Origin of the sequence: Porphyromonas crevioricanis (assembly GCF_900167225.1) — a bacterium.
GTDB lineage: Bacteria > Bacteroidota > Bacteroidia > Bacteroidales > Porphyromonadaceae > Porphyromonas > Porphyromonas crevioricanis.
In genome coordinates this window covers 1-1029 of the sequence record NZ_FUXH01000029.1, presented here as the reverse complement: position 1 = coordinate 1029, position 1029 = coordinate 1, and the positions used below count along the sequence as shown (strand labels likewise).

The window sequence follows — 1029 nt, the reverse complement described above, 5'->3', positions numbered from 1 at the left end:
ACCATTACCGATTACATTGTGAGTAATCTTGAATGCGTCGGGCTCTGGAGAAGCAGCTTCTTTGAATGTAGCGACAAAAGTAACATCCGCCTCAGCCTTATAGCTTCCCATGTAAGTACGGTCGGCTCCAGCTGTCATGGCTACTGATGTTTCACCAGCCATTACCTTGTCCAACTCATAGCCTTCATTGGCCACAGCTGTCAACGTAAGCGTAGAACCCTTAGTTACCTTAGATCCACTCGGCACATTGGTACTGCCACCATTTTTCTCAATGGTGAATATACCATTTTCCGGTGTCATATAGTTTACTGTTACTAGCTCATCTTTCTTTGCAAACTCCGCAGTAAACATATAAGTGCTTCCGGGCAGATCAAGCACATATTCTACAGTCTTTTGATCAACAGCCTTACTTGTTATATCCAAGGGAGGGAATCCATAAGTAAGCATCTTCAATGCATATCCTTCATTAGGTACAAGCTTGAATTGCAGCTTAGTACCAACAGGAACATCCTTGATATTGATTTGGTCTTCTGTCTCTTCGATATTCAGACCTTCATTGAGGACAACGAACTTTCCTCCTTCTGCCTGTATAGTCATTTTGACTTTCACAGGCTTGGGATCGGCCTTCTTGAATGCGTAATTGATGACAGCATTCTCTGCCTTCATCGTGAATTGCCCCTCATACCTGATCGGATTAGAAAAGACTACTTTGCTAACCTTGATCGAGGTTCCATTCACTTTCACATACTCGGGAACATATCCATTCGCCGGGAAAACACGAACAGTCATCACTTCTCCGGCAGAAACAGAAGAGCCGTCTTCAACCGTTTCGGAATTGGAATCCAATACTTCCATACGACCCTCTCCGGCGTCTTTCACGAAGGAGATAGTGTAACCGGAAACTATTGCTTTTTTGAATGTAACAACAAAGGTTACATTGTCATTAGCCTGATATGTACCTGTATAGGTACGGTCAGCTCCAACTGTCATGGCTACTGATGTTTCGCCAGCCATGACCTTATCCAACTC

1 protein-coding gene is annotated in these 1029 nt (G+C 43.8%); it reads right to left on the bottom strand.

Annotated elements, in window-relative coordinates; translation table 11 throughout:
* The coding region (locus B5D48_RS09150) for an InlB B-repeat-containing protein (RefSeq protein WP_234985421.1) at positions 1–1029 on the bottom strand (1029 nt) is incomplete at both ends.